The organism is Streptomyces sp. NPDC058663 (genome assembly GCF_042716745.1).
Lineage (GTDB): Bacteria > Actinomycetota > Actinomycetes > Streptomycetales > Streptomycetaceae > Streptomyces.
In genome coordinates, this window is record NZ_JBHXRV010000002.1 from 131,970 (window position 1) to 154,267 (window position 22,298).

A 22,298-nucleotide genomic window follows, 5' to 3' on the forward strand; every position below is an offset into this window, starting at 1 on the left:
GTCATTAGTTCTCTTGTGAATACGTTCACAAAGTTCTCGGCGGCAAGCGCCTCCGTGCACTGTGCGTGGTGCTCCGCGCGCGTTCCGTGGCCACTTCTGCTCTCGTGTACGTATGAGCGAGTCAACGACCGCGCCCACGGGCCACGGCATGCTGCGCCGGATGACCGCGCGCCGCCCGGACGAGGGGCACCGCGCCGCCACCCCGCTGGAGCTGTTCTTCGACCTGTGCTTCGTCGTCGCAGTCGCCCAGGCCGGGGTCCGGCTGGTGCACGCCCTTGCCGAGGGGCACGTCGCGTCGGGGCTGCTCGGCTACTTCTTCGTCTTCTTCGCCATCTGGTGGGCGTGGATGAACTTCACCTGGTTCGCCTCGGCCTACGACAACGACGACGTGTTCTACCGGGTCGCCGTGCTGGTGCAGATCGCGGGTGTCCTGGTGCTGGCGGCCGGGGTGCCGCGCGCCTTCGACCACGGCAACTGGTCCGTCGCCATCGCCGGATACGTGGTGATGCGCCTGTCGATGACCTGTCAGTGGCTGCGGGCGGCCCGGCACAACACCGGCGCGGAGCGGTCCATGGCGCTGAAGTACGCCGCCGGGCTCGTCATCGTGCAACTCGGCTGGATCACGGTGCTCTTCGTGCCCGCGGACGTACGACCGTACCTCTTCCTGGTGCTGGCGCTCGCCGAGCTGAGCGTGCCGCCGATCGCGGAGAGGAACTTCAGGTCCACCTGGCACCCGCACCACATCGCCGAGCGGTACGGACTGTTCACCATCATCGTGCTCGGCGAGTCACTGACCGCCGCGACCATCGCCGTCCAGGAGGGCCTGGACGAGCACGACCACCTCGGAGAACTGCTGTCGATCGCGGGCGGCGGACTGCTGATCGTCTTCGCCGTCTGGTGGATCTACTTCGCCAACCCCGCCCAGGAGCGGCTCACGTCCATGAAACGGGCCCTGCAGTGGGGATACGGGCACCTGTTCATCCTGGGCTCGGCGGCGGCGATCGGCGCGGGCATCGAGGTCGCCGTCGAACAGGTGACGGGCAAGGCCCACCTCTCCCCCGTGGCGGCGACAGCGGCCGTGACGATCCCGACGGCTCTGTTCCTGCTCACCGGCTGGTACCTGCAGGCCAGGCACTTCAAGCGGGACACCGCCGAGAAGGCGCTGATGCCGGTCACCGTGGCCGTCGTCCTCGCCTGCACCTTCCTCGGCACCTGGGGAGTGCTGGCGGCGGGCCTCGTGATGGCGGTGGCGGTGACGGTCGGCACCGTGCTGTCCGCCCGGCCCGAGTCCGACACCCTGCGCAAGCCCCGGCTGACCTGACGCCACGTCGGCCGCATCCGTGCCGGGCGGTACCAAGCCTGTGCCGTCCGCCGCATCCCGTACCCGGGCGGTACGAGGCCCGTGCCGTCGGCCGGATCCCGTACCCGGGCGGCACCAGGCCTGCGGCGCCGGCCGGATCCCGTGGCCGGGGCGGTACGAAGCCTGTGCCGTCCGCCCTGCCGCGTGATACGCAGGTTCCCATGGCAGACCTCACCGCGAAGCCCGGACCGAACGACGCGCTGACCGATGTGGACGGCCTGCGGGTCGGCCACGCGCGCGTGGAGCGAATGGACGCCCTGACAGGCACCACCGTCGTCCTCGCCCCCGAGGGCGGTGCGGTCGCCGCGGTGGACGTACGGGGCGGGGGCCCCGGCACCCGGGAGACCGACGCCCTGGACCCGCGCAACCTGGTGCAGCGCACCGACGCCGTCGTACTGACCGGCGGCAGCGCCTACGGGCTCGACTCCGCCTCCGGAGTCACCGGCTGGCTGGAGGAGCAGCGGCGCGGCTTCAGGATCGGCCCGGATCCCGCCCAGGTGGTGCCCGTGGTGCCGGCGGCATGCCTGTTCGACCTGGGGCGCGGCGGCGACTGGCGGGCCAGGCCGGATGCCGCGACGGGACGTGCCGCGGTGGCCGCGGCCGCCCGTACGGCCCGGGGCGCGCCCCTCGCGCAGGGATCGGTCGGCGCGGGTACGGGTGCGGTGGTGGGCGGCCTCAAGGGCGGGGTGGGCACCGCGAGCGTGCGGTTGTCCGCAGGGCCGGCGGCGGGGGTCACGGTGGCGGCCCTGGTGGTGGTGAACGCGGTGGGTTCGGCGGTCGATCCGCTGACCGGGGTGCTGTACGGGGAGTACTTCCAGGGGCGGGTCGCCTACCCGCACGAGGAGGTGCACCAGGAGGCTCTGCGGCGCACCCGGGAGGCGCACGAGGAGTCCACGCGCCGGTACGCAGGTTCCGTACGCCCCCCGTTGAACACCACCTTGGCTGTGGTCGCCACGGATGCGGAACTCACCCGCGCGCAGGCGCAGAAGCTCGCCGGGACCTCGCACGACGGATTCGCGCGCGCCCTGCGGCCCGTGCACCTGCTCACCGACGGGGACACGGTGTTCGCGCTGTCCACGGGCGCGGTGGCGCTGGGTGCCGGGGAGCCGGACGGGCCGGATCCGGCATTCGCCGCCCTGTGGGCGGCCGGGGCCCTGAACGAGGTACTGGCGGCTGGTGCGGACGTGGTGACCAGGGCGATCGTGAAGGCGGTGCGGGCGGCGGCGGGCGTCGACGGGCCCGGCGGGGTGTTCCCCGCCTACCGGGACCTGTATGCGGAGCCTCCGGTTTCGGGGTGAGCCTTCCGGATGGGCCCGAACCCGGCGAATTCCGGGGCGATTTGCGGGAACCTCCCGTACGGCGTCCTTCGTTTTCACCAAACCGGGGCGCGATGTCAGACCCATTGGCTACTTTGAGTGCAGGAAGTGTGACGCGCGGCAATGGCCTGGAGAAGCCCTTGAACGATTCGGACGAGTACGAGAGCGACGGCCTCGCTACGCCCGAGGATCACCTCGGGGTGCTCCTGGGCCGTGCGCTGAACTCCTTCGACCTGCCCGACGAGACCGTCGAGCGGCTCGCATCGGCGTTGGCGCACAGCTCCTCGCTGCGCTCCTCGCACCACAGCGCGGGGCTGCGCCGCTCTCTGTACCGGCACACGTTCCTGCTTACCGACGGCTCCTCCCTCACCCTCTGGGAGCTGGTGCACAACGCGGGCCGCGACCGCCGCGTCGAGCACGAGCTGTACACCGGCATCGGCGAGGCCAGGCTGGCCGCCGGCCGGCTGCCCGGTGTGCCGGGTTCCCGCGCCGACGACCTGCCGCTCTTCCCGGAGTACGCGGACGTCCCCGACGCCATGGCGGAGCTGCTCGCCCAGCCCCGCAGGGAGGCCCGGCGCGCGTTCGTCCCCGACCGGTCGGCCGATCATGCGCGCCGGGTGCTGCGGCGCGCGGAGAACGCGGACCGGCCGGGCCCCGAGACGGCCCGGCGGCTCGCGGACGCGCTCGCCCACGAGATCACGCAGGTCTGCGGACGGCAGTACCGCAGCAAGGGCAGAGAGGTGGGCTTCACGCTGTACGAGCACGCGTTCCTGCTGATGGACGGCAGCGAGGCCAGCCTGTGGGAGGTCGAGCACACGGCGACCCCGGACGGGCGGCACATGTGCGAGGTGTACGAGGCACAGCACACCGCCCGCGAAGCGATGGAGCTGCGCGGGCGGGTGTGCTGAGGGGGGTCCTGCCGGCTCAGACCGTGGTGACGGCCTGAGCCTTGTCCGCAGCGGCAGCCGTAGCCGCGGCCCGGGTCTTGTCCGCAGTCTCGGCGTGCGTCTTGTCCGCCGCCTCGGCCTGCGTCGGGGCGGCGGCCGTCGGCTTCCTGCGCATTCCCTTGAACAGGACGACGAGGGCCGCGCCGACCACGGTGCCGGCGACGATCGACACCAGGTAGAGCCACGGGTTGCCGATCAGCGGGATCACGAAGATGCCGCCGTGCGGGGCGCGCAGGGTGCTGCCGAACGCCATGGACAGTCCGCCGGTCACCGCGCCGCCCGCCATCGCGGCGGGGATGACGCGCAGCGGGTCCGCCGCCGCGAACGGGATCGCGCCCTCGGTGATGAACGAGGCACCGAGCACCCAGGCCGCCTTGCCGTTCTCCCGTTCGGTACGGGTGAAGAGCCTGCCGCGCACGCTGGTGGCAAGCGCCATCGCCAGCGGCGGGACCATGCCCGCGGCCATGACGGCGGCCATCACCTTGAGGCTGCCGTCGTTGGGGTTGGCGAGCCCGCCGACCGCAAAGGTGTAGGCCACCTTGTTGAACGGGCCGCCCATGTCGAAGCACATCATGAGGCCCAGGACGATGCCGAGGATGATCGCGTTGCTGCCGGACAGTCCGGACAGCCAGTCGGTGAGCGCCGTCTGCAGCTTGGCGATCGGCTCGCCGATCACCAGGAACATCAGGAAGCCAACGACGATCGAGGAGATCAGTGGGATCACCACCACCGGCATGATCCCGCTCAGCGCAGCGGGTACGCGCACCCGCTGGATCGCCATCACCACGGCGCCGGCGATCAGACCGGCGGCCAGTCCGCCGAGGAAGCCTGCCTTGATCGCGACGGCGATCGAGCCGCCGACGAAGCCGGGCACGAGTCCAGGACGGTCGGCCATGCCGTACGCGATGTAACCGGCCAGCACAGGTACTAGGAAGGCGAAGGCGAGCCCGCCGATCTGGAACATCAGGGCGGCCCAGCTGGTGTGGTCCGCCCAGGCGAAGTGCTCGATCACGGAAGGCGCTTTGTCGACCTGGTAACCACCGATCGCGAAGCCGAGCGCGATCAGCAGACCGCCTGCGGCGACGAACGGCACCATGTAGCTCACGCCGCTCATCAGCCACGTGCGCAGTTTCGCGCCGTAGCCCTCCCCCGCCTCGCCGGCTTCCTCGACGGGCGTGCCCTTGGGTGCGGACGTGGTGGTCTCGCCGCGGGCGGCCTTCTCCCTGGCCTCGGCGATCAGTTCGTGCGGGCGGTTGATGCCCGCCTTCACACCGACGTCGACGGTCGGCTTGCCCGCAAACCGTTCGCGGTCCCGCACCGGCACGTCGTGCGCGAAGATCACCGCGTCGGCTGCGGCGACGACCTCCGGGTCGAGGCGGGTGAAGCCGGAGGAGCCCTGCGGTTCGACGGTGAGCTGCACCCCGGCGTCGTTGCCGGCCTGTTCGAGGGCTTCGGCCGCCATGTAGGTGTGCGCGATGCCGGTGGGGCAGGAGGTGACGGCGACGATACGGAAGAGGGGGCGGGCAGGGCTTGTGGCCACGTTCTCGCCCGGGCTCCCGTCAGGACTCCCCTCGGAGCTCCCGGCCGGACTTCCGGCAGGGTTTCCGACCGGCCTCTCACCGGGCTCGGCCGAGACCGGGGCGGCCTGGCGTGGGGCAGTCTGGCGTGGGGCGGTGTGGGCCGGGGCTGTCTGGTCCGGGGCTGTCTGGTCCGGGGCTGTCTGGTCCGGGGCTGTCTGGGGCTCGTCGCCGCTGATCATCGCGGCGACCTCCTCCGGAGTGCCCGCGGCGCGCAGTGCGGTGGTGAACTCCGCGTTCATCAGCTGCCTGGCCAGGCTGGAGAGGATCGTCAGGTGGGCGTCGTCCGCGCCGGCCGGGGCGGCGATCAGGAAGATCAGGTCGGCGGGCCCGTCCGAGGCGCCGAAGTCGACACCGGCGGCGCTGCGGCCGAATGCCAGGGTGGGTTCCGTGACGTGGGTGCTGCGGCAGTGCGGGATGCCGATGCCGCCTTCCAGGCCGGTCGGCATCTGCGCCTCGCGCGCAGCCACGTCGGCGAGGAACCCGTCCAGGTCCGTCACCCGCCCGAGCGCCACCATCCGGGTCGCGAGGAGGCGGGCCGCCTCCTGTTTGGTGTCAGCGGCCAGGTCGAGGTCGACCAGGTCCGCGGTGATCATCTGGCTCATCGCGGGCTCCTTCGCACGGATGTGAGGGCAGATACGGCGGGGGCAGCAGGGGAAAACGGTTCTGCGCATGCCGTGGGCAGCGCGGGCTCTGTGGGTACAGCGGGCACGGCGGGTGTTGCAGGTGCAGCGAGCACAGCGGGTGTTGCAGATGTAGCGGGTGCTGCAGGTGCTGCGGGCGCAGCCGGTGTTGCAGGTGCTGCGGCTATGGCGGTTGTTGCGGGCTGAGGGAGCGGCGCGCCGCCGGTCGTGGCCTTCATGCCGCCGGTTCCGTCAGGACGCGGTCCAGCGGTACGTCGGCGGTAACGGTGACCGCCGCCGGGTCCAGGTCGGACGGGGTGGGCATCACGCTGCCGGGCAGCTGTACGGCGGCCGCCCCGTGCGCGACGGCGGAGGCGAGCGCGTCGGGGCCCTCGCCGCCCGCCGCCAGGAATCCGGCGAGTGAGGCGTCGCCCGCGCCGACGTTGCTCCGTACGGCGTCGACAGTGGCGGACGCGAAGTGCACGCCTTCGGCGGACACCAGGAGCTGACCGTCGGCACCCAGGCTGGCGAGTACGGTCCTGGCGCCGAGCGTGCGCAGTTCCTCGGCCGCCTCGACGGCGTCGCCGATCGTCCGGAGGGGGCGGCCGACGGCTTCGGCCAGTTCCTCCGCGTTCGGCTTGACCACGTCGGGCCGTTCCCTCAGGGCGGCGATGAGCGAGGGGCCCGAGGTGTCGAGTGCGATGCGGGCGCCCGCATCGTGTGCGCGGGCCACCAGGTCGGCGTACCACTGCGGGGAGAGGCCGCGCGGGAGGCTGCCGCAGCAGGCGATCCAGTCGGTGTCGGCCGAGTGGGCGCGTACGGCGGTCAGCAGGGCCTCGGACTCGGTGGGGGTGAGTTCGGGTCCGGTCGCGTTGACCTTGGTGAGGGTCCCGTCGGGCTCGGCGATGCTGATGTTGGAGCGGGTCTGCCCGGACACCCGTACCGGAGCGACCTCGATGCCTTCGGCGGCGAGGAGTTCCGCGACGAGGGCGCCGGGGGCCCCGCCCAGCGGGAGGACCGCGACGGTGCGGTGACCGGCAGCGGACACGGCACGCGAGACGTTGACGCCCTTGCCGCCGGGATCCATGCGGTCGGTGGTGGCCCGCAGGACTTCGCCGCGCATCAGTTCGGGGACCTCGTAGGTCCGGTCGAGGCTGGGGTTGGGGGTGACGGTCAGGATCATCGTCGGCTCATTCGTGAGGTGGTGCGGGTGGTGGCCCTGCGGGTTCTGTGTCCGCGGGGAACTCCGGGGCGCTGCGGCCCGCCCGGGCCGGGACGGGGTGGGTCGTCAGACACACAGCACCTCGATGCCCGCGGCCAGGAGGGCCGCTTCGTCCCCAGGGTTGAGGCCGGTGTCCGTGATGAGCAGATCGATGTCGGTGAGGTCCCCGAAGCGGGCGAAGTGCTCCTGCCCGTGCTTCGCGGAGTCCGCAAGCAGCACCACCCGTCGGCCGGCCGCCACCACGGCCCGCTTGACGGCTGCTTCGGCGAGGTCGGGGGTGGTCAGGCCGTGCGCGAGCGAGAAGCCGTTGGTGCCGAGGAAGACGACGTCGGCGCGGATCTCTCCGTACGCCCGCAGCGCCCAGGCATCGACGGCGGCCCTCGTACGGTGCCGTACCCGGCCGCCGACGAGGTGGAGGTCGATGCCCGGGTGGTCGGCGAGGCGGGCGGCGGCGGGCAGCGAGTGGGTGACGACGGTGAGCGCGCTCTCCAACGGGACTCCGGCCGCGAGCCGTGCCGCGGTGGAACCCGCGTCGAACACCACGCTTCCCTCGTCGGGCAGTTCGGCGACCGCCGCCCGCGCGATGCGGTCCTTCTCGTCCGCTGCGGTGGACTCGCGCTCGGCGAGGTCGGGTTCGAAGTCGAGGCGGCCCGCCGGGATCGCCCCGCCGTGCACCCGGCGCAGCAGACCGGCCCGGTCGAGTGCCTTGAGGTCGCGGCGGATGGTTTCGGCGGTGACCTGGAAGGTGTCGGCGAGGGACAGGACGTCGACCCGGCCGCCGTCCCGCGCGAGACGGAGGATTTCCTGCTGGCGCTCCGGTGCGTACATGTGGCTTTACGTCCGATCGATGCCCGAACCTGTGGTTTTCCCTCGAGAGTACGCCCAGGAGCCAGGCAAGTAAACACAACCGGACCCACTTCGGGCACAGACGGACTTTGGCCCCTTTCGTGCGAGTCACCACGGCCGCCAGCGGGTCACCACGCACGCTGCCACGCAGGCAACCCGCCCACAGCCGCGCGCATGGATGGACGCCCACCCGCCCCAGCACGCCGAAGAGCCTGCCCCCGCACTCAGCTGCACGGGGACAGGCTCTCGACTTCGGCACCTCGGCCGTCCGAGGCTCCTGCACTACTGCACTACTGCACTACTGCACTACTGGACTACTGGGCCCCGGGCTCCACCTGTCCCTGACCTGCGGGGCCCCGGGTTCCACGGCGGTCACACCGTCACCGCGGACTCCTTCTGTACGCCGCCGAGCGCAGCCGCACCGCCCGCAGCCGCCCCACCGGCCCCGGTCCCCTCGCCGGACGCGGGCCCGGACCCGCCAACGCTCCCCGCCATCCCGCCGCCCTCGGGCGCACCGTGCCCCGCCGCCTTCTTCGGCAGCGCGAACATCAGCAGGAAGATCGCGAGCAGCACCGCTACCGTCCAGCCCAGCGCACTCTGGAACGCTTCGACGTACGCCCCGCCGACGGCAGCCGGCGCCCCGTGCGCGGCCTCGATCCGGTTGTCGACAATTCCGAAGAAGACGACCGACACCAGGCCGATGCCGAACGCATTGCCCGTCTGTCCGGTGGTGTTGATCAGCCCGGAGGCCGAGCCCGCGTGCTCCTTGGGCACCTCGGACAGCACCGCGTCCGTCAGCGGCGCCACGATCAGGCCCATACCGAGGCCCATCACGATCAGCGGCAGCGCCATCTGCCAGGAGGTGATCTCCGCACCGAAGTGCTTGGCCTCCCAGATGTAGAGCAGCAGGCCGGCCGCCATCGTCAGCGCACCGGTCTGCAGCACCTTGCGGCCGAAGCGCGGCACCAGTTTCTGCACCGAGATGCCCGCCGCCACCGACACCGCGATCGAGAACGGGATGCCGGTGACGCCCGCACGCAGTGCGCTCCAGCCGAGCCCGATCTGCATGTACAGGGTCCACACCATGAAGAAGATGCCGGTGAAGACACCGAAGGTGAGCTGTACCGCGATGCCGGCGGCGAAGCTCTTGACCCGGAACAGCGACAGTTCCACCAGCGGCGAGCCGTCCCGCCGCGTCTTGTACTTCTCGTACGCGACGAACACGGCGAGCACCAGCAGGCTGCAGCCCATCGACACGTAGCCCCAGGCCGGCCAGTCCAGCTCACGGCCACGGGTCAGCGGGTAGATCAGCGCGAGCAGGGCGAGGGTGACCAGCACCACGCCCGGCAGGTCCAGACGCAGTGCGCGCGGCGCCTTGGACTCGGTGATGTACTTGCGCCCCAGCAGTAGCCCGGCAATGCCGACGGGCAGGTTGATCAGGAAGATCGGGCGCCATTCCAGCCCGAAGAGGTTCCATTCCGTGAGCAGGGCGCCGAGCAGCGGCCCGGTCACCGCGCCGAGGCCGACGATCGCGCCGAACAGTCCGAAGACCTTGCCGCGCTCGTGCGCGGGGAAGGTGGCGTGCACGATCGACAGCACCTGCGGGACCATCAGCGCGGCCGTCGCACCCTGGAGGATGCGGGACGCGACCAGGACGTCCGGGTTGGCGGCGAATCCGCAGAGCGCGGAGGCGACCGTGAAGCCACCCATACCGATCAGGAACAGGCGTTTGCGGCCGTAGATGTCACCGAGTCGGCCACCCGTGATCAGTCCGGCGGCGAACGCGAGCGCGTACCCGGCGGTGATCCACTGAATCGCGCTGAAGGTGGCGCCCAGGCTGCCCTGGATGCTGGGGATCGCGATGTTGACGATGGTGACGTCGACCAGGTCCATGAAGGCGGCGGTCATCACGATCGCCAGCGCGAACCAGCGGCGCCGGTCGGTGGGCGCCGGCTCCGGCCCGGTTCCGGGCGCGGCGGCTATCTGGGTCCCGGAGGATGTCCCCGACGGGGGTGCTGAAGTCATGTCGAAGACGTTAGTCCTCATATAGGACACACTGTGGCCCACTTCGGCGTCATCCTGAGTGACATGACGGACACACCGGCACGGCTGCTGCAATTGCTCTCACTGCTCCAGACGCCCCGCGAATGGCCGGGCAGCGAACTCGCGGTGCGGCTGGAGGTCTCCCGCCGCACGGTACGCAGGGACATCGACCGGCTCCGTGACCTCGGCTATCCGGTGCAGGCCTCGATGGGCGCCGAAGGCGGGTACCGGCTGGTCGCGGGCAAGGCGATGCCGCCACTGGTACTCGACGACGAGGAGGCGGTGGCCATCGCGGTCGGGCTGCGGGCCGGCGCCGGACACGCCGTCGAAGGCATCGAGGAGGCGTCTGTCAGGGCGCTGGCCAAGCTGGAACAGGTGCTGCCCTCCCGGCTGCGCCACCAGGTCTCCTCGCTCCAGGCCGCGACGATCCCGCTGACCAACGGCGACGGGGCGAGTATCGATCCGCAGACGCTGACCGTCATGGCGGGGGCGGCGACCGGGCACGAACGCCTGCGGTTCGGCTACCGGGCGGGCGACGGTACGGCGAGCAAGCGCCTGGTGGAGCCGTACCGGCTGGTCAGCACCGGGCGCCGGTGGTACCTCGTCGCCTACGACATCGATCGCGAGGACTGGCGGACCTTCCGCGTGGACCGGGTGAGCGAGCCGTTCGCCACGGGGGCGCGGTTCACGCCGCGCGGGCTGCCGACGGGCAATGCCGCCGATTTCCTGCGGCAGTCGATGCAGGCGCTGGGAAACGGACGGAAGGAGCCGTTCCGCCTGGTGGTGACGTTCGAGGCGCCCGCCGAGTTCGTGGCACCGCGCCTGCCGGCCTCGCTGGGGGCGCCGGCGCCGACCGGCGATCAGGCCTGCCGACTGGAGGCGAGCCTCGGGGATTCCCTGGAGTGGGTGGGGGTCCGACTGGCCATGGTGGGCTGCGAGTTCGCGGTCCAGGAACCCGAGGAGCTGGTCGAATACCTGACCTCGCTCGGGGGGCGGGTCGGGCGGGCGGTCACTGCGCGGGAGGAGTGACGCCGGCGATCCGCGTGCGGGGGGGGTGATCGCCGGCCCCTGGCTCCGCTCACGCCGCCGACTGCGCCCGCACGTCCGCTACGTGAGCCCGTACGTGTGCTCCGGCCCGCACGCCCGCTCCCCACGCGCGTACGTTCGCTCCATGCAAGCGTTGCCCCTGTCCCACGGGCAAGGCGGGGTCCGCCGACACGTTGACGGGGGCCCGGCGCCGGGGGTGGGCGCCGGGGCCGCTTCCCGGGGAGGACGCGCCGCTGCTACCGGCGTACCGGCGCCACCCGGTTCCGACGGCCGGTTACGCCGCCGCGTCGAAGCCCGTGTCGTGGGCCATCTTCTTCAGCTCCAGCAGCGCGTGCTTCTCTATCTGCCGGATCCGCTCGCGGGTCAGCCCGTGCTGCTTGCCGACCTCGGTCAGCGTGCGCTCCCGGCCGTCCTCGATTCCGTACCGCATGCGGATGATGGAGGCGGTGCGCTGGTCCAGCTTGCCGATCAGGTCCTCCAGCTCCTCGCTGCGCAGCATGGAGAGCACCGACTGCTCGGGCGAGATCGCCGAGGTGTCCTCGAGGAGGTCTCCGAACTGGGTCTCGCCGCCGTCGTCGACCGGCATGTTGAGCGAGACCGGGTCGCGTGCCCAGTCCAGTACGTCGCTGACGCGCTGGGTCTTGGTGTCCAGCTCGCGGGCGATCTCCTCGTGCTCGGGATCCCGCCCGTTCTCCCGGTTGAACTCGCGCTGCACGCGCCGGATCCGGCCCAGCTCCTCCACCAGGTGGACGGGCAGGCGGATGGTGCGGGACTGGTCGGCGATGGAGCGGGTGATGGCCTGACGGATCCACCAGGTCGCGTACGTGGAGAACTTGAAGCCCTTGGCGTAGTCGAACTTCTCGACGGCGCGGACCAGGCCGGCGTTCCCCTCCTGGATCAGGTCGAGCAGCGGCAGACCGCTGCGCGGGTAGCGGCGGGCCACGGCGACGACGAGGCGCAGGTTGGACCGGATGAACAGGTCCTTGGCGCGCTCCCCCGCCTCGTACAGCGCTTCCAGCTCCTCGCGGGAAGCGGCACCGGCCTTCTTGGAGTCGCCCGCCTGCGGGGACACCGCCTCGCCGTCGAGGATCTGGCGTGCGTACACACCGGCCTCGATGGTCTGGGACAGTTCGACTTCCTTGGCTGCGTCGAGCAGTGGCGTCCGTGCGATCTCGTCGAGGTACATGCCGACCAGGTCGCGGTCGGCGATCTCCCCGCCTACGGCGCGAACGCTGCTTGCCCGGGTCGATCCGGTCGAGGACCGACGGGCGACGGCACGGGTTGCCATGCTTGGTGCTCCCTTGCGTGAGTAGGTCGCGTGTGGTGTTGCTGTGGCTGCCGGGACTTCTTTCGGGTTCCCCGCTTCCACTGGATCCAACGGCTGGAATCCGGACAGAATTCCCCTCGGTCGCCCTCAATTTCGTGATCTTGCAGTACCCTGTCGCTCCGCCAGGGCGGAATCTTGGGCCAAATCACCATGAAATTGCAGGTCAGGCCGGGTTTTGAGGGAGGACGACAGCGTGTCGGTGGCCTTTATGGCCACTTCACGGGTGAGACGTCCTTCACTCTCCGAGCGGCCCCGTTTCGCACCCCTCGGGTGTAGGTAGCCCCTCCTTCGCTCCTCAAGACGGCACAAGGTGCCGCAAGGTTGCTCAGGATGACCGCTCCGCCCGAAGCATCCCTCTATGCAGTGATCGGGACTGCCCGCTTCGCGAGCGCACGCAGCACGCAGCACGCAGCACGCAGCACTCGAGAACCGGAACTCGCGCGGCCGGTGCCGACCGGCACTCAGCCGAACTGCACCGACCGCTTCGCCAGCCCCATCCAGAACCCGTCGATCACACTGCGCGCGCTGCCGAGCTCGCCCTCGGCCGCCCCGAGCGTCACGAACAGCGGGGCAAAGTGCTCGGTGCGCGGGTGGGCGAGCGCGCCCGCCGGGGACTTGTGCGCGAAGTCGAGCAGCGCGTCCACGTCGGCAGCGGCCAGCGCCCGCCGTCCCCAGTCGTCGAACTCGGCCGACCAGGACGGCACGCCGGGACCGGCGTGCCGGAGGGGCGCCAGGTTGTGCGTGAAGAAGCCGCTGCCGACGATCAGCACGCCTTCGTCCCGCAGCGGCGCCAGCCTGCGCCCGATGTCCATGAGGCGCTGCGGGTCCAGTGTCGGCATCGACACCTGGAGCACCGGAACGTCCGCCTCCGGGAACATCTCCACCAGCGGTACGTACGCCCCGTGATCCAGCCCCCGGTCCGGTACGTCCTGGACGGGCAGCCCGGCCCCCCGCAACAGCTTCCGCACGGAATCCCCCAGTTCAGGGGCACCCGGCGCGGCATACCGCACCGCGTAGTAGTGCTCGGGGAAGCCCCAGAAGTCGTGGACGAGCGGGACCGTCGTGGTGGCGCCGAGGGCCAGCGGCGCCTCCTCCCAGTGGGCGGAGACGATGAGAATCGCGCGTGGCCGGGGCAGGTCGGCCGACCAGGCGGCGAGCTGGCCCGGCCACAGGGGATCATCGGCGAGCGGCGGGGCACCGTGGCTGAGGTAGAGCGCGGGCATGCGCGCGGAGAGGGATGTCATGCACTCTAGTTTAACTTTCAATGAGGGGCTTTACAGTGGAGAGCATGAGCACACGAAAGAAGGCAGCTCGCGGCACCGGGGCAACGGACAGCGCCGCCGTCGTGCAGCCCCGCTGGCTCACTGACGAGGAGCAGCGCGTCTGGCGCGCGTACATCCATGCGACCACCCTCCTCGACGACACCCTCGACCGTCAGCTGCAGCGCGACGCGGGCATGCCGCACATGTACTACGGGCTGCTCGTCCAGCTCGCCCAGGCTCCAGCCCGCAGACTGCGGATGACCGAGCTGGCGAAGAACGCGAAGATCACCCGCTCCCGGCTCTCGCACGCGATCGCCCGCCTGGAGAAGAACGGCTGGGTGCGCCGCCAGGACTGCCCCTCCGACAAGCGCGGCCAGAACGCGATCCTCACGGACGAGGGTTACGAGGTGCTGAGGACTGCTGCGCCGGACCACGTGGAACTCGTCCGCAGGGCGATGTTCGACCGGCTGACCGAGGAGCAGGTGCGCCAGCTCGGCGAGATCATGCGCACCATCGCCGAGGGACTGGAGCCGACGGGCACGGGCGCGGACCTGCCCTGGCTGCGGTGACACGTACAACCCGTTTCCGCGGGCGCAGCAGGGCGCCGCGCGGATCCGGGCGGGACGCCGCATCGCTTCAAGCAAGGCACCACACGGTCCCGGACAGCACACCGCCCCGGCACCGCTGCGGACGGCAGCGGAACCGGGGCGGCGTTGCAGGCACTGCCCCGCGGATCAGTACGCGACGGGCAGACGGGCAGACGGGCAGACGGGCAGACGGGCAACGGTCAGTGCGCGATGACGGGGATCCTCACCTCGTCCTCGGAGCCCTGGCTCCCGGTCCGGCCCTGGCCGCGGCCCTCACCCGAGGACACCGTGGTCATGCCCGGCTTGCCCGCTGTGATCAGCGTGAAGGCGATACCCGCCGAGACCACCAGGATGCCGACGGCCCACCAGATGGCACTGGCGTATCCGTGGACGGCCGCCTGCGCCCCGAGCAGCTGTGCGGGCAGCCCGTCACCGGCGTGGGTCAGTGCGTAGTCCCGGGTGGCGCTCACCGCGACGGTGCTCAGCAGCGCGGTGCCGATGGCGCCGCCGACCTGCTGCGAGGTGTTCACCATGGCGGAGGCGACGCCCGCGTCGCGCGGCTCGATGCCGTGCGTGGCCAGCGACATGGCCGGCATGAACGCCGTACCCATGCCGAGTCCGAGCAGCAGCTGCGCGGGCAGGATCAGACCCGCGTACGAGGAGCCGGTCTCCAGCTGGGTGAGCAGCAGCATGCCGGTCGCCGCCACCAGGAAGCCCGGGCCCATCAGCAGACGCGGCGGCACCCGGGTCATCAGCCGGGCACCGATCTGGGTGGAGCCCGTGATCATGCCCGCGATCATGGGCAGGAACGCGAAGCCGGTCATGACGGGCGAGTAGCCCTTGATGGCCTGGAGGTAGTACGTGAGGAACAGGAACAGGCCGAACATCGCGATGACGGCGAGCCCCAGCGAGAGGTAGACCCCGCCCCGGTTGCGCTCCAGCAGGACGCGCAGCGGCAGCAGCGGGTTCTTCACACGGGCCTCGGTGGCCACGAAGGCACCGAGGAGCAGGACCGCGGCGGCGAACATGCCCAGGGTCATACCGGCGGTCCAGCCGTCGGTCTCGGCACGCGTGAAGCCGTACACGAGGGCCACCAGGCCGAGGGTGGAGAGGACCACGCCAGGAATGTCGAGCGGCGAGCGGTTGCGGCCGCCGGCCGGTTCGCGGATGAAGAAGTACGCGCCCACGGCGGCGACCACCGCGAAGGGGATGTTGACGTAGAACGTCCAGCGCCAGTCCAGGTACTCGGTGAGGAAGCCGCCGAGGATCAGGCCGACCGCACCGCCGCCGCCCGCGATGGCGCCGAAGATGCCGAACGCCTTGGCGCGCTCCTTCACGTCGGTGAAGGTCACGGCGAGGAGCGAGAGCGCGGCCGGTGCCAGGAGGGCGCCGAAGACACCCTGGAGGGCGCGCGAGCCGAGCATCATGGCCTCGCCCGTCGCAGCACCGCCCAGTGCGGAGGCGGCGGCGAAGCCGATCAGGCCGATGACGAAGACGCGCTTGCGGCCCCACAGGTCGGCGAGGCGACCGCCGAAGAGCAGCAGCCCGCCGAAGGCGAGGGCGTAGGCGGTGATGACCCACTGCCGGTTGGCGTCGGAGATGCCGAGGTCGCTCTGGGCGGACGGCAGGGCGATGTTCACGATGGTCGCGTCGAGGACCACCATCAGCTGGGCGACCGCGATGAAGACGAGTGCCTTCCAGCGGTTGGGGTCGGGCGCGGCCACGGCCGCGGGGCCGGGTATCGCGCCGCCCCGCTTCGACAGGGGGAGGTCTGTTTCAGGCATGGAGGTAGCCACCTAGGGGTGCGAAAGGTAGGAAAAGGGACATTGAGCGGCATCCGAGGGGCACTGCCGGTACGCGTTACTGCTTGCTCTTGCTCTTGCTCTTACTCAAGGGGTCACTGAGGTCGGCGGAGGTCTTGCAGGGTCGCCGCGCTGCCGGGCAGCTCGGAGCGTGCGGGTGCTTCCAGCCCGTCGAGGAACAGCTGGAGGTGGCGGTGGACGAACTGGTCGAAGTTCATGCAGCCGCTGCCGGGCAGCGGTCGGGTGAGCTGGGACAGCGCGACCATGAGGTCCCCGACGGCGACGTCGGTACGGAGCCGGCCGGCCCGCCGGGCGCGGCCCATCAGGTCATCGATGGCCACTTCCAGGCGCTCGCGCCCGGCCAGCAGGTCCGCGTGCTCCATGTCGAAGCCCTCGGAGAGCATGGGGCACAGTGCGCCGATCCTCTCGTCGGCGGCCTCGTGGACGAAGCGCCGCAGGGCCCCGAAGGGGTCCCCGCGTTCCTCGGCGACCTCAAGGACGGCCGCCTCCGCGCGCTCGGCGGTGCGGGTCAGGACCGACACCACCACCTCATGGATCAGGTCTTTGCGGTCGGGGAAGTTCCGGTAGAGCGTGGCGTTTCCGACGACCGCTCGCCGGGCGATCTCATCGAGGGGTACGTCGGGGCCGTGCTCGACGAACATCTCGCGCGCCGCCGTGACGATGCGCTCCCGGTTGCGCAGCGCGTCGGCTCGCGGGCGCGGGGCGCGCCGCTCCGCGACGGACGTATCGGATTCGCTGGTCACCACGACTCTCCCTTCCTCTGCCGTTCCCGTACGGGGACGGGGCGGTCCGTCCGAACCGGGGACGAGTTCCCCGTCCAGACAGGGCAGCCCGTCCGAACCGGGGACGAGTTCCCCGTTTGTTGCGGACTCCCTTGCAAACGGGGAGACGCTCCCCGTTTATTTCCGCCTGACCCACCTTCCTCTATGTGACCTGAATCACAAGGAAACCCACCTTCGGCCCACCCACCGCGCGCCCCTCCACGCCTCACCGGAGGGTGAGCGAAGAGGAGCAGTCAGGACTGTCCGGGACGGAACGGACAGGGCTGCGTGGAGCGGAAGGCGATATTCCATGCAGCAGCCGCGCCCCCGCCCCGGGATATCCGGCGGCCCCCACCCCGGTTCCGGCGGCCCTCAGGCGGGCCCCGGCTGCCCCCACGGCCCCGGCCGTCTCCGGATCGGCCGTACCCCGCGCCGTACCCTCACCCTCGCCACCCTGGCCTCCCTCGCCCTCACGGTCGTCGCCAGTGCGAGCACTCCGCTCGGCGACCCCCGGCACGCCTCGTCGGGGCCCTCCAGGACCCTGCGGACCGCCGAGGGTGCGGGTGCCGTACGGGTGCGGCCGGAGCCCGCGGGGCCGCCCGGTTCGACGGAGGCGCTGGAGGCGGCGGTGCAGCCGTGCCGCATCACGGGCTCCCGCGGCGTGCAGATGTCGGAGGGGATGCCGACGCCGGCCGGCTACACGCGCTCCACCGGCGAGGTGCGCGCCCTCAACCTGATGATCGACTTCCCGGACGCCGTGGGCCAGGGCCGTGCACTCGACCGGTTCCAGGAGTTCGCGCCGCAGACCGCCGCCTGGTTCGACGCCAGCAGTTACGGCCGTCTGCGGTACGTGCCGGAGGCGCCGCTCACCGACTGGCTGCGCATGCCACTGCCCTTCGCGGGCTACGGGATAGAGCGCGGCGCCCCCTTCGAGCCGGGCTACCAGAAGCTGGTGCAGGACATCGTGTCGCTCGCCGACCCCAAGGTCGACTTCTCCGCGTACGACCTCGTGAACATCCTGGTCACGCCGAACGCGGGCCCCTCCGCCCTGGACACCGTCCTGTCGGTGACCTTCTCCGGCAACAGCGAGGCCCCGGTCGCGGACGGCGTCCCGCTCGCCAACACCTCGTTCGTCTACAGCCGGCAGGACGACGGCTCGGGCAGCTACCCGGAGACCGGTTTCCGCGTCCTGCCGCACGAGAACGGCCACGTCTTCGGCCTGCCCGACCTCTACACCTCGGACGGCGGCGGAGCGGTCGGCCACTGGGACATCATGTCCGAGGACTGGGGGGCCAACAACGACCTGCTGGGCTGGCACAAGTGGAAGCTGGGCTGGCTCGACACCCGCCAGGTCGGCTGCGCCGCCCGGCGCGGCAAAACCGATCTCACCCTGTCCCCGCTGGCCGCCCGCACCCACGGCCGCAAGCTGGCCTTCGTACCGCTCTCCGCCACCTCGGGCTACGCGGTCGAGGTGCGCACCCAGGCGGGCAACGACGACGCCGTGTGCAAGCCGGGCGTGCTCATTTACCGCGTGGACGCCGACGTGGACACCGGCAACGGTCCCATCACCGTCGCCGACAGCGAGCGCGACAGCGGGGGCTGCACGCGGCGCCCCAACGTTCATCTGGAGCTCTCCGACGCCCCGTTCGTCCCCGGTACGTCGTTCACCGACCGCGCGAGCGGCGTACGCATCGACGTCACGGGCCGGGACGCCCGCACCGGCAACCACCGGATCCGCATCACCCGCTCCTGACCGGCACCCGCCCCCCTGACAGCGGTCCTGACCCACCGGCGGACAACCCCATCCCGTTGCGCCCGCCTCATCCGCTAGGCTGTGCTGGGCCGCTCACAGCAGCAGCCCACGATCTTGCACTGCGTACGGGATCCCTCCCTCCGGAGCCCCGCCACGTTCCCGCAAGACCGGCCTCCGTAGCTCAGGGGATAGAGCACAGCTCTCCTAAAGCTGGTGTCGCAGGTTCGAATCCTGCCGGGGGCACAAGTTTGACCAGGCAATATGCACCAAGAAGGGCCTCTGGGGATCTCCCCGGGGGCCCTTCTTGTCCCTCCGGGGGACAGGCGGGGGACAGCCCGTTCACCGCTGTTCGACAATCTCTTTTTGTCGGATTCCCCTGACAGAGGCGACGCCCATCCTTGACACTGGCGCAAGGAGGCCAGACATGGTGAAGCGGGTTCCCACGGAGTCCAGGTTCTCGGAACTGGAGGAGCGCCTTAGAGATGCGGGCAAGGCCAGGGAGCATCGCGGGCTACTGCTGGCACAACTACTCACCGAGCTCTCTGCTGAAGCCTTGCAGTCGGCCGTCGACAGCGAGAGGGCCCGCGGGACGAAGTGGGATGAGATCGGTGCCGTGTTGGGTGTAACTCGGCAAGCCGCTCACAGCAGGTTCGTCAACGAGGGGAACCGCCGCCCAACACGCGTTGCGTTTGCCCTCGCCAGTGCCCGCAATCGGCAGACCCGAGCGTGGGAGAAGATCCGACGGGTAGTCGAATACGCCCCGTACCCGTGGAAACGTCTGGCCATGGAGGACTTCTCAGCGGATGATCCCTCCACGGCTTCGACATCGGCTCAAGGAGACGTCTCAGAGCGACGAGACGGGACAGTCGTGTCGGGGTCTCCTGTGCCCTCGGCCGCGGGGGAGGACCCAGACCGCTCTTGGGGGGCGGAGATGGCACGTCGTATTGCCTTGAGTGCCGCATCAGGCCAGCTAGTCATCACGGCGGCCCCTGGAGAGGGGAAGAGTCATCTTGCGCTGAATATGGCTCGCTCGCTAGCAGACGCGGAGGCGGTGGTGGTCATGGTGCCCACCCAGGCCCCGCAAATCTTCGGAGGGCATCACGGGGTCTACCCCCATGAATGCAGCTACCCGACTGACTCAACGGACGTTCAACAACCGGATCTACCTGGCTCGCACCCGCCACGCTCCGTGGCCGAGGCCGAGGCCTGGAAGTTGATCAGGAACGAATCCGCTCCTCCTCACCCCGAGGAGCACGCCACCGTGGACGCACAACTCGGCGAGATCCTGCGCCGGTTGGAGGCTCTGGAGGCAACCGTCGGCAAAGTTCGACGCACATAGAACTCCGCCGGGCCCAAGCGACTTTCGACGGAGGCAAGGGCCCGGCGGGACCACCCGCTCACCAACAGAGAGGAGCAGTCATGGGCAGTATGCCCTTATGCCGTGCCGAAAACGATGGTCCGCCGTGGCCGGTGGCGGTGTTCGCCGCGCTGATCTGCGGCTACGCCCTGGGCGTTCACCAGGAGGAACTTGGTGCCGCAGTACAGGCATCGGCGGAGTTCCTAGGGCCGATCGTGGCCGACCACGTGGTGGGTGCCGTGCTGGCCCCACTGGCCGCCGGCGCTGTGGCGTGGGTGAAACGCCGCCGGTGATCGTTTGAGCGTTGAGGAGGGGCCCGCACGGTGCGGGCCCCTCCTCTTCGTTGTTCAGGCTGCTCGGGCCGAGGACGGCTGGTCGGGGACGAGGGCGAGAGCGGGGGGCTCCTGGTTTTTCGCCTCAGCTCGGGTCTTGTCCGGGTCGGGAGTGGGGGGCTCGGGCGCGGGTGCCTGCCCTGCGCGCGGGACGAGGCCGAGAGCTGCGTCGGCGGCTTCCTTCTCGAACTGCGGCATGAGGGAGGTGTACGTGTCCGCGGTGAGGGAGTAGGAGGAGTGCCCCAGGAGTGCCTGGATGGCTTTCATGGAGAGGCCGGCGGCGAGACTGAGGGATGCGGCGCAGTGGCGGAGGTCGTGGAGGCGGATGGGCGGGAGGCCGAGGCGCTTGATGAGGCGGATGAATGCCTGGCTGACGTTGCGGGGGTTCCAGGGGTGCCCGTCAGCCATGGTGAAGACCTTGCCGCTGTCGACGTAGGGCCCGTACTTCTCAGGGTCCTCGCGGTGCTTGGCTTCCCACTCCCAGCGTTGTTCCTGCTGGACGTCGCGCCAGGCGAGGAGGAGGGCGTGCGAGGCGGAGTCGAGCTTGAGGCCACGCTTGCTGGCTCGGCTCTTGGGGGTGTCTTCGTAGGACCCGTAGGTGTTGCCGCCGGTGGCTATGGTCTCCACGATCTCGATGTAGCCCTCGACCATGTCCGTCTCCGCCCAGGGCAGGCCAACGGCTTCGCCGCGTCTGGGGGCGCGGAAGGCCATGATGTGCCACATCGGGTAGAGGATGTGGTGGACGGCGGCGTCGAGGAACTCGCCGATCTGCTGGGGGGTCCAGACCATGACGGGGCCGGGGATCTCGCCGGTCTCGCGCCACCGTGCGACGCGGGCGTCGGTCCATACGAGCGGTTCCGGCTTTTCGTACTTGGGGAGAATGACCTCGTCGCACCAGTTCTCGGTGATCGACTTCTCCCGGACAGCGTGGGCGAGGGCGCCGGAGAGGGTATCGAGGTACTTCTTCTGCCGTCCGGGGCCGGTGTCCTGGCGGGGTTGGGCGCGGGCTTCCTTGAGTGCGGCGCGGGCGGCGTCCCAGCGTTGGCGGTAGTGGTGGGGGCGCGGCTTGGGGGCTGCTTTCCAGGCGGCGTGGGCTGCTTTCGCTTCAGCTTCGGCGTGTTGGGCGGTGAGCCGGTTGGCGGCCTTGACCTCGTTGTATGCCCAGATGTCCTCGAACATCGCCTGGATGTGCTCGGTACGCAGGTCGATCAGCTTGAGGTGGCCGAGGGCGGGGATGAAAACGCGGTCGATGTAGTCCTTGTAGTCGTCGCTGGTGCCGCGCTTGAGGTCGACGCGCTTCCTGTGCCAGCGGTGCAGGTATTCGGCGACGGTCTCTTTCGAGGAGGTATCGACGCCGGCGGATTCGATGTCCCAGAGCTTCTGGGCGGCGGTCTGGGCATCTTTCTGCGTGACGAAGCCGCCTTTGCGGGGGCGTCGGCGTTCACCGCGGGGGCCGTCGGGGAGTTTGACGTAGTAGTACCAGGACCCGTGGCCGCGGGTGTCGAGGTTGGGGCATGCGGAGCCGAGTTCGTAGGTCTTGGGGGTGCCGTTGGTGTGGAGCACGGGCTTGCCGTCGACGTCGAGTCGTAGTGCGGTGCACTTGCATCGCTTGTAGGTGCTGCCGTCGAAAGCCACGAGTCTCCCCCTGGTGAGCTGGGTTGTCCTTACGTGTCTTGATCTTTCTGTAGCGGAGGTGGCGCTTCCTTGGTCGCCGTAGGCTTCTGGCCAGGGGCGCGGGGAAGAGGGATGTGCCCACTTATGTCTGTTTCTTCTGGTGTTCGTCGTTCGGGTTCCGGTTCCGTGGGGATGACCCTGGATGAGGTGCTGGCGCTGCCGGTGAGCGTCAGCGTTTCTGTCGCGGCGCGCGCGTTCGGAATTGGCCCGGACAAGGCGTACGCGCTGATCAAGGCGGGGGCTTTCCCTGCGAGGACCGTCCCGGTGGGCGACACGCTGAAGGTGGCGACGGTGACGATCTGGAAGGCGCTCGGGATCGAGCACTAAGAGGGTTCTGTTAGGACCTATTGGAGGCGGGGTCGGTCATCCGTTGGGTGGCTTGAGGCCCCGTTTGCACTGTCCAGAGAGCTGCGACCGGACGTCAAACTCGTAAGGAGTGCG

18 protein-coding genes and 1 tRNA gene are annotated in these 22,298 nt (G+C 70.3%); 10 read left to right on the forward strand and 9 right to left on the reverse strand.

What is annotated here, in order from left to right:
• The first annotated feature begins 112 nt into the window (after positions 1-112).
• The 3 genes from ACFWVV_RS01855 (at position 113) to ACFWVV_RS01865 (ending at position 3,584) form a co-directional block, all read left to right on the forward strand.
• Entirely contained in the window at positions 113-1,321 is a 1,209-nt protein-coding gene (locus tag ACFWVV_RS01855; protein WP_384342680.1) for a low temperature requirement protein A, read from the forward strand.
• Between the two features lie 200 nt (positions 1,322-1,521).
• Positions 1,522-2,658 carry a P1 family peptidase gene (locus ACFWVV_RS01860; protein ID WP_384342678.1) on the forward strand — a complete coding sequence of 379 codons (1,137 nt, stop codon included), beginning with the start codon at positions 1,522-1,524 and terminating at the stop codon, positions 2,656-2,658.
• A gap of 158 nt (positions 2,659-2,816) precedes the next feature.
• Positions 2,817-3,584, forward strand: a complete 768-nt coding sequence (locus ACFWVV_RS01865) for a DUF6227 family protein (protein WP_384342676.1) — start codon at positions 2,817-2,819, stop codon at positions 3,582-3,584.
• 16 nt (positions 3,585-3,600) lie between these two features.
• Here ACFWVV_RS01865 and ACFWVV_RS01870 read toward each other — a convergent pair whose 3' ends face one another.
• The 4 genes from ACFWVV_RS01870 to ACFWVV_RS01885 all read right to left on the reverse strand — a co-directional run bounded on the left by ACFWVV_RS01870 (position 3,601) and on the right by ACFWVV_RS01885 (position 9,916).
• Positions 3,601-5,805, reverse strand: a complete 2,205-nt coding sequence (locus ACFWVV_RS01870; RefSeq protein WP_384342674.1) for a fructose-specific PTS transporter subunit EIIC — start codon at positions 5,803-5,805, stop codon at positions 3,601-3,603.
• A 253-nt stretch (positions 5,806-6,058) separates the two neighbouring features.
• Complete coding sequence (gene pfkB / locus ACFWVV_RS01875) at positions 6,059-7,006, reverse strand: 1-phosphofructokinase (protein WP_384342672.1); 948 nt, start codon at positions 7,004-7,006, stop codon at positions 6,059-6,061.
• A gap of 105 nt (positions 7,007-7,111) precedes the next feature.
• Positions 7,112-7,873, reverse strand: a complete 762-nt coding sequence (locus ACFWVV_RS01880) for a DeoR/GlpR family DNA-binding transcription regulator (protein ID WP_384342670.1) — start codon at positions 7,871-7,873, stop codon at positions 7,112-7,114.
• A gap of 390 nt (positions 7,874-8,263) precedes the next feature.
• Positions 8,264-9,916 (reverse strand): MFS transporter, encoded by a 1,653-nt coding sequence (locus tag ACFWVV_RS01885; protein WP_384342668.1) that lies wholly within the window; start codon positions 9,914-9,916, stop codon positions 8,264-8,266.
• Between the two features lie 63 nt (positions 9,917-9,979).
• Here ACFWVV_RS01885 and ACFWVV_RS01890 point away from each other — a divergent pair, with 63 nt between their 5' ends.
• Positions 9,980-10,963 (forward strand): helix-turn-helix transcriptional regulator, encoded by a 984-nt coding sequence (locus ACFWVV_RS01890; protein WP_384342666.1) that lies wholly within the window; start codon positions 9,980-9,982, stop codon positions 10,961-10,963.
• 292 nt (positions 10,964-11,255) lie between these two features.
• On the opposite strand, the gene ACFWVV_RS01895 is transcribed toward ACFWVV_RS01890, so the two are convergent.
• Positions 11,256-12,269, reverse strand: a complete 1,014-nt coding sequence (locus ACFWVV_RS01895; RefSeq protein WP_384342664.1) for an RNA polymerase sigma factor RpoD/SigA — start codon at positions 12,267-12,269, stop codon at positions 11,256-11,258.
• A 500-nt stretch (positions 12,270-12,769) separates the two neighbouring features.
• Entirely contained in the window at positions 12,770-13,552 is a 783-nt protein-coding gene (locus tag ACFWVV_RS01900; protein WP_384342662.1) for a dioxygenase, read from the reverse strand.
• A gap of 44 nt (positions 13,553-13,596) precedes the next feature.
• Between ACFWVV_RS01900 and ACFWVV_RS01905 the strand changes: the two genes are divergently transcribed.
• Positions 13,597-14,139: a MarR family winged helix-turn-helix transcriptional regulator gene (locus ACFWVV_RS01905; RefSeq protein WP_384342661.1), complete on the forward strand. Its 543-nt coding sequence runs from the start codon at positions 13,597-13,599 to the stop codon at positions 14,137-14,139.
• Positions 14,140-14,357: 218 nt separating this feature from the next.
• Here the strand turns inward: ACFWVV_RS01905 and ACFWVV_RS01910 are convergent, their stop codons facing one another.
• Both ACFWVV_RS01910 and ACFWVV_RS01915 read right to left on the reverse strand, forming a co-directional pair.
• Entirely contained in the window at positions 14,358-15,941 is a 1,584-nt protein-coding gene (locus ACFWVV_RS01910; RefSeq protein ID WP_384342659.1) for an MFS transporter, read from the reverse strand.
• A gap of 113 nt (positions 15,942-16,054) precedes the next feature.
• The gene (locus tag ACFWVV_RS01915) at positions 16,055-16,723 is read right to left on the reverse strand and encodes a TetR/AcrR family transcriptional regulator (RefSeq protein ID WP_384342657.1); all 669 of its coding nucleotides are present in this window, start codon (positions 16,721-16,723) and stop codon (positions 16,055-16,057) included.
• A 328-nt stretch (positions 16,724-17,051) separates the two neighbouring features.
• Between ACFWVV_RS01915 and ACFWVV_RS01920 the strand changes: the two genes are divergently transcribed.
• The 4 genes from ACFWVV_RS01920 (at position 17,052) to ACFWVV_RS01935 (ending at position 20,144) form a co-directional block, all read left to right on the forward strand.
• Entirely contained in the window at positions 17,052-18,494 is a 1,443-nt protein-coding gene (locus ACFWVV_RS01920) for a M6 family metalloprotease domain-containing protein (RefSeq protein WP_384342655.1), read from the forward strand.
• 170 nt (positions 18,495-18,664) lie between these two features.
• A tRNA-Arg gene (locus tag ACFWVV_RS01925) sits at positions 18,665-18,737 on the forward strand.
• Positions 18,738-18,918: 181 nt separating this feature from the next.
• Complete coding sequence (locus ACFWVV_RS01930; RefSeq protein ID WP_384342653.1) at positions 18,919-19,833, forward strand: hypothetical protein; 915 nt, start codon at positions 18,919-18,921, stop codon at positions 19,831-19,833.
• 80 nt (positions 19,834-19,913) lie between these two features.
• A complete protein-coding gene (locus ACFWVV_RS01935; protein ID WP_384342652.1) occupies positions 19,914-20,144 on the forward strand; it encodes a hypothetical protein in 231 nt (76 codons plus the stop codon).
• 54 nt (positions 20,145-20,198) lie between these two features.
• Here ACFWVV_RS01935 and ACFWVV_RS01940 read toward each other — a convergent pair whose 3' ends face one another.
• A complete protein-coding gene (locus ACFWVV_RS01940; RefSeq protein ID WP_384342650.1) occupies positions 20,199-21,818 on the reverse strand; it encodes a tyrosine-type recombinase/integrase in 1,620 nt (539 codons plus the stop codon).
• 171 nt (positions 21,819-21,989) lie between these two features.
• Here ACFWVV_RS01940 and ACFWVV_RS01945 point away from each other — a divergent pair, with 171 nt between their 5' ends.
• The gene (locus ACFWVV_RS01945) at positions 21,990-22,184 is read left to right on the forward strand and encodes a DNA-binding protein (RefSeq protein ID WP_384342648.1); all 195 of its coding nucleotides are present in this window, start codon (positions 21,990-21,992) and stop codon (positions 22,182-22,184) included.
• Positions 22,185-22,298 lie beyond the last annotated feature (114 nt).

What these genes read in the sequence shown, in the direction of transcription:
- ACFWVV_RS01855 (WP_384342680.1), top strand. Translation starts at nt 113, where the DNA reads ATGAGCGAGTCAACGACCGCGCCCACGGGCCACGGCATGCTGCGCCGG.
- ACFWVV_RS01860 (WP_384342678.1), top strand. Translation starts at nt 1,522, where the DNA reads ATGGCAGACCTCACCGCGAAGCCCGGACCGAACGACGCGCTGACCGAT.
- ACFWVV_RS01870 (WP_384342674.1), bottom strand. Translation starts at nt 5,805, where the DNA reads ATGAGCCAGATGATCACCGCGGACCTGGTCGACCTCGACCTGGCCGCT.
- pfkB (WP_384342672.1), bottom strand. Translation starts at nt 7,006, where the DNA reads ATGATCCTGACCGTCACCCCCAACCCCAGCCTCGACCGGACCTACGAG.
- ACFWVV_RS01880 (WP_384342670.1), bottom strand. Translation starts at nt 7,873, where the DNA reads ATGTACGCACCGGAGCGCCAGCAGGAAATCCTCCGTCTCGCGCGGGAC.
- ACFWVV_RS01885 (WP_384342668.1), bottom strand. Translation starts at nt 9,916, where the DNA reads ATGACTTCAGCACCCCCGTCGGGGACATCCTCCGGGACCCAGATAGCC.
- ACFWVV_RS01890 (WP_384342666.1), top strand. Translation starts at nt 9,980, where the DNA reads ATGACGGACACACCGGCACGGCTGCTGCAATTGCTCTCACTGCTCCAG.
- ACFWVV_RS01895 (WP_384342664.1), bottom strand. Translation starts at nt 12,269, where the DNA reads ATGGCAACCCGTGCCGTCGCCCGTCGGTCCTCGACCGGATCGACCCGG.
- ACFWVV_RS01900 (WP_384342662.1), bottom strand. Translation starts at nt 13,552, where the DNA reads ATGACATCCCTCTCCGCGCGCATGCCCGCGCTCTACCTCAGCCACGGT.
- ACFWVV_RS01905 (WP_384342661.1), top strand. Translation starts at nt 13,597, where the DNA reads ATGAGCACACGAAAGAAGGCAGCTCGCGGCACCGGGGCAACGGACAGC.
- ACFWVV_RS01910 (WP_384342659.1), bottom strand. Translation starts at nt 15,941, where the DNA reads ATGCCTGAAACAGACCTCCCCCTGTCGAAGCGGGGCGGCGCGATACCC.
- ACFWVV_RS01920 (WP_384342655.1), top strand. Translation starts at nt 17,052, where the DNA reads ATGCAGCAGCCGCGCCCCCGCCCCGGGATATCCGGCGGCCCCCACCCC.
- ACFWVV_RS01930 (WP_384342653.1), top strand. Translation starts at nt 18,919, where the DNA reads ATGGTGAAGCGGGTTCCCACGGAGTCCAGGTTCTCGGAACTGGAGGAG.
- ACFWVV_RS01935 (WP_384342652.1), top strand. Translation starts at nt 19,914, where the DNA reads ATGGGCAGTATGCCCTTATGCCGTGCCGAAAACGATGGTCCGCCGTGG.
- ACFWVV_RS01945 (WP_384342648.1), top strand. Translation starts at nt 21,990, where the DNA reads ATGACCCTGGATGAGGTGCTGGCGCTGCCGGTGAGCGTCAGCGTTTCT.